Raw genomic sequence first — 4,383 nt, forward strand, 5'->3', positions numbered from 1 at the left:
GCGAGGCATAGACATTGACCACGGCCGGCGCCGTCTGCTTGACCAGCGGCGCAAACGACAGCTGCACCTCCTCGCGGCCGAACGGCACACGCTTGTCGGGACCAGACGTGGCGTTCTCGCCTTCGACGCCATGCAGCAGATCGGTCAGCACATCGGACAGACCGGGATCGGTCTTGGTCTCCTCGGCCAACGCCTGCCTGACCACCGGCGCGGCCGCAAACGCCATCATGGCGAAGAGCAGAACAAGGGACAGTCGGTTGGCGCGCATTCGCGAATCCTCCAAGGCAAGTTCGGGGGCATTGTCCCGACGATTGTGCAAAATGAAAGGCTAAGCCGCTGAAATCCGATTATTTTGGGCAAACACCCTTGGTTCTGGCCAAAAGATCGGCTTTGGCCGCAATCTACTGCTTCCAGAAAACAAAAAAGGGGCCCGCAGGCCCCTTTGAATTCAATCCGGAGAACCGAGCCTTATGCGGCTGCGGCGTCCGCGTCGGTGCCTTCGGCTTCGATACGAGCGCGGTCGCCGGCGCCCTTGGCCGAGGTGTCGCGATCGACGAACTCGATGACGGCCATCGCGGCGTTGTCACCGTGGCGGAAGCCGGCCTTCATGATGCGCAGATAGCCGCCGTTGCGGTTGGCATAGCGCGGAGCGATGGTGTCGAACAGGCGCTTGACGACGCCTTCGTTACCGATCTGCGCGATCACCTGGCGGCGGGCGTGCAGGTCGCCGCGCTTGCCGAGCGTCACCAGCTTCTCGACGATCGGACGCAGGTCCTTCGCCTTCGGCAAGGTGGTGACGATCTGCTCGTGCTCGAGCAGCGACACGGCGAGGTTGGCGAACATCGACTTGCGATGGCTAATGCTTCGGGCGAAGCGACGGCCTTTGAAACCGTGGCGCATGGCTCTTTTCCTTCTTCAGTTGTTCAAGAGGCCGCGGCCTCTGATGGTTTTCCGCATGACCGTCGGATCGAGCGGCCCACGCCGCCGATCCTTGGTATTCATGCTCAATATTGGTCTTCGTAACGCTTGGCGAGGTCTTCGATGTTTTCCGGCGGCCAGTCCGGCACTTCCATGCCGAGGTGCAGGCCCATCGCCGCCAGGACTTCCTTGATCTCGTTCAGCGACTTGCGGCCGAAGTTCGGGGTGCGCAGCATCTCGGCTTCGGTCTTCTGGATCAGGTCGCCGATATAGACGATGTTGTCGTTCTTCAGGCAGTTGGCCGAACGCACCGAAAGCTCGAGTTCGTCGACCTTCTTGAGCAGCGCCGGGTTGAAGGCGAGCTCGGTGACGGCCTCGGCGGCGACTTCCTTCTGCGGCTCGTCGAAGTTGACGAACAGGCCGAGCTGGTCCTGCAGGATGCGGGCGGCGAAAGCCACCGCATCCTCGCCGGTGATCGAACCGTCGGTCTCGATGGTCATGGTCAGCTTGTCATAATCGAGAACCTGGCCCTCGCGGGTGTTCTCGACCTTGTAGGAGACCTTCTTGACCGGCGAATAGAGGCTGTCGACCGGGATCAGGCCGATCGGCGCGTCTTCGGCGCGGTTGCGGTCGGCCGGCACGTAACCCTTGCCGGTGTCGACGGTGAATTCCATGCGGATTTCAGCGCCTTCGTCCAGCGTGCAGATGACGTGGTCGGGGTTGAGGATCTCAACGTCGCCAACCGTCTGGATGTCGCCGGCGAGAACCGCACCCGGTCCCTGCTTGCGAACGACCATGCGCTTGGGGCCATCGCCTTCCATACGGATAGCGATTTCCTTGATATTCAAGACGATGTCGGTCACGTCCTCGCGCACGCGGGCGATGGACGAGAATTCATGCAGAACGCCGTCGATCTGCACGGCGGTAACAGCCGCACCGCGCAGCGAAGACAGAAGCACGCGGCGCAGCGCGTTGCCCAGCGTCAGGCCAAAGCCACGCTCGAGCGGCTCGGCGACCAGCGTGGTCAGCGTCTTCTTCTTCGACGAGAACTCGATCTTGTTCGGCTTGATCAGTTCCTGCCAATTTTTCTGGATCATGATGCTTTCCTTCCGTTGACCCGCCACCATCCAATCGTGGCGGGCGACCTGGAATGCCGTGGAGGAGCGCCCAAGGGGCGCTCGCGCGACGTTCGGTAAATTGCTTAGACGCGACGCTTCTTGCGCGGGCGGCAGCCATTGTGCGGGATCGGCGTCACATCACGGATCGAGGTGATGGTGAAGCCTGCCGCCTGCAGGGCGCGCAATGCCGACTCACGACCGGAGCCAGGTCCGCAGACCTCGACTTCGAGCATGCGCATGCCGTGTTCCTGGGCCTTCTTGGCAACATCCTCGGCAGCCATCTGAGCAGCGAACGGGGTCGACTTGCGCGACCCCTTGAAGCCCTGGGCACCGGCCGACGACCAGGCAATCGAATTGCCCTGCGCGTCGGTGATGGTGATCATCGTGTTGTTGAAGGTCGAATTGACGTGGGCAACGCCCGACGAGATGTTCTTGCGTTCGCGACGGCGAACACGAGCGGCTTCCTTGGCCATGACAGTCCTTTCAGTTGATCTCTACACCGCCGTAATGCCAGCGGCTCCACCTAGGAGAAAGGCAGCAGGGGAATATGGCAGTAGGGCAGTATGTCTGCCGATCCTATTGCCTTACCGCCCTACTCCCTTACTGCCCTAAATTACTTCTTCTTGCCGGCGATCGACTTGGCCGGGCCCTTGCGGGTGCGCGCATTGGTATGCGTGCGCTGGCCGCGGACCGGCAGCGAGCGGCGGTGACGCAGGCCGCGGTAGCAGCCGAGGTCCATGAGCCGCTTGATGTTCATCGAGACTTCGCGGCGCAGGTCGCCTTCGACCTGGTAGTCGCGGTCGATGGTTTCGCGGATCTGCAGCACTTCCGCGTCGGTCAGCTGGTTGACGCGACGCTCGGCCGGGATGCCGACCTTGTCGACGATCTCCTGGGCGAACTTCTTGCCAATGCCGTGAATGTACTGAAGCGCAATGACAACGCGCTTGTTGGTCGGAATATTGACGCCGGCTATACGAGCCATGTTCTTCCCTTCTCCATGTGGGCCGGCCAATCCTCAAAAACAAGGCAGGCCCGGCGCTATCTTAAGTTGCCCCGCGTCCGGTGGAGGCCGGCCCATGCGGGAGTTTCCAGTTCAAAGCAGCTGCCTTGCCCTTGCGGACAAGCAAAGCTCATGCCTGATAGGAAGACGGGCCGCCATACCGCAGCGAACCGCTTCCGTCAAGTGCAATCGTTAATTTCCCCGCACTGCGTCCTTGAGCACCGCTTCGATCTGTTCCGTCACGGCATCGATATCGGCCATGCCGTCGACGCTCCGGAGCTTACCCTTGGCGTAATAGTAGCCAATCAGCGGCGAGGTCTTCTTGTAGTACTCCCTCAGACGCTCCTCGAACACGGTCGGATTGTCGTCCTTGCGAACGGGCTGACCGGCGGCCTGTGCCTCGTTGGCGCGCTTGACGATACGCCCGACCAGAGCCTTGTCGTCGACGACAAGCTCAATGACGGCGTCGAGGCCCTGGGAGCGATCCGAAAGCATCTGCTCGACCGCGTCCGCCTGCACCAGGGTCCGCGGATATCCGTCGAGGATGAACCCCTTGGCACAATCTGCCTGATCGACACGCTCGGCGACGATCGCGTTGACGATGGCGTCGGAGACCAGCTCACCGGCATCCATCACCGCCTTGGCGCGCTTGCCGACTTCGGTGCCTGCCTGGACGGCAGCACGCAGCATGTCGCCCGTCGAAAGCTGGGGTATGCCGTGTTTTTCTACCAGTCTTTGTGCTTGTGTCCCCTTGCCCGCTCCTGGCGGCCCAAGCAATATCAACCTCATCTGGCTTTCTTCCCCCCGCGCAGCTTCGACTTCTTGATCAGGCCTTCATACTGGTGCGCAATCAGGTGACCCTGAATCTGCGCAACCGTATCGAGCGTGACACTGACCACGATCAGAAGCGATGTGCCACCAAGGTAGAATGGTACGCCAGTCGCCGAGATCAGGAACTCCGGCAGCAAGCACACCAGCACCAGATAGATGGCGCCGACGACGGTGATGCGGGTGAGAACGTAATCGATATAATCGGCAGTGCGCTCGCCCGGACGATAGCCGGGGATGAAGCCCGAATGCTTCTTGAGCTGGTCGGCGGTGTCCTTCGGGTTGAAGACAATCGCAGTGTAGAAGAAGGCGAAGAACACGATCATCGCCGCATAAAACAGCATGTAGAGCGGCTGGCCGTGGCCGAGCGAGGCGAGCACGGTGCTTGCCCAGGCCGGCATGTTGGTCGTCTGCGAGAAGCCGGCGACGGTTGCCGGCAGCAACAGCAGCGACGAGGCGAAGATCGGCGGGTTGACCCCCGCTGCGTTGAGCTTCAGCGGCAGATGCGAGGGATCGCCC

The 4,383-nt window shown here is 61.6% G+C and carries 6 protein-coding genes and 1 pseudogene; all 7 read right to left on the reverse strand.

Translation table 11 applies throughout. From position 1 onward, the window contains the following. Positions 1 to 268: pseudogene (locus EN993_RS32055) on the reverse strand (serine protease); the annotation flags it as partial. A 200-nt stretch (positions 269 to 468) separates the two neighbouring features. Continuing rightward, positions 469 to 900: a 50S ribosomal protein L17 gene (gene rplQ / locus EN993_RS32060; RefSeq protein ID WP_027057011.1), complete on the reverse strand. Its 432-nt coding sequence runs from the start codon at positions 898 to 900 to the stop codon at positions 469 to 471. A gap of 104 nt (positions 901 to 1,004) precedes the next feature. After that, positions 1,005 to 2,015 carry a DNA-directed RNA polymerase subunit alpha gene (locus EN993_RS32065; protein WP_127265782.1) on the reverse strand — a complete coding sequence of 337 codons (1,011 nt, stop codon included), beginning with the start codon at positions 2,013 to 2,015 and terminating at the stop codon, positions 1,005 to 1,007. Positions 2,016 to 2,119: 104 nt separating this feature from the next. Next, positions 2,120 to 2,509, reverse strand: coding sequence for a 30S ribosomal protein S11 (gene rpsK / locus EN993_RS32070; protein WP_006205444.1), 390 nt, complete (start codon positions 2,507 to 2,509; stop codon positions 2,120 to 2,122). Between the two features lie 140 nt (positions 2,510 to 2,649). Next, positions 2,650 to 3,018: a 30S ribosomal protein S13 gene (rpsM, locus tag EN993_RS32075; protein ID WP_006205445.1), complete on the reverse strand. Its 369-nt coding sequence runs from the start codon at positions 3,016 to 3,018 to the stop codon at positions 2,650 to 2,652. Between the two features lie 210 nt (positions 3,019 to 3,228). Then, entirely contained in the window at positions 3,229 to 3,825 is a 597-nt protein-coding gene (locus EN993_RS32080) for an adenylate kinase (RefSeq protein ID WP_127265784.1), read from the reverse strand. After that, positions 3,822 to 4,383 (reverse strand): preprotein translocase subunit SecY (locus EN993_RS32085; RefSeq protein ID WP_164757946.1); only part of this gene is annotated, 562 nt, incomplete at its 5' end. The genes EN993_RS32080 and EN993_RS32085, both read right to left, overlap by 4 nt.

It is taken from the genome of Mesorhizobium sp. M7D.F.Ca.US.004.01.2.1, assembly GCF_003997785.1.
In the GTDB taxonomy this organism is placed as follows: domain Bacteria; phylum Pseudomonadota; class Alphaproteobacteria; order Rhizobiales; family Rhizobiaceae; genus Mesorhizobium; species Mesorhizobium loti.

What these genes read in the sequence shown, in the direction of transcription:
- rpsM (WP_006205445.1), bottom strand. Translation starts at nt 3,018, where the DNA reads ATGGCTCGTATAGCCGGCGTCAATATTCCGACCAACAAGCGCGTTGTC.
- EN993_RS32065 (WP_127265782.1), bottom strand. Translation starts at nt 2,015, where the DNA reads ATGATCCAGAAAAATTGGCAGGAACTGATCAAGCCGAACAAGATCGAG.
- rpsK (WP_006205444.1), bottom strand. Translation starts at nt 2,509, where the DNA reads ATGGCCAAGGAAGCCGCTCGTGTTCGCCGTCGCGAACGCAAGAACATC.
- rplQ (WP_027057011.1), bottom strand. Translation starts at nt 900, where the DNA reads ATGCGCCACGGTTTCAAAGGCCGTCGCTTCGCCCGAAGCATTAGCCAT.
- EN993_RS32080 (WP_127265784.1), bottom strand. Translation starts at nt 3,825, where the DNA reads ATGAGGTTGATATTGCTTGGGCCGCCAGGAGCGGGCAAGGGGACACAA.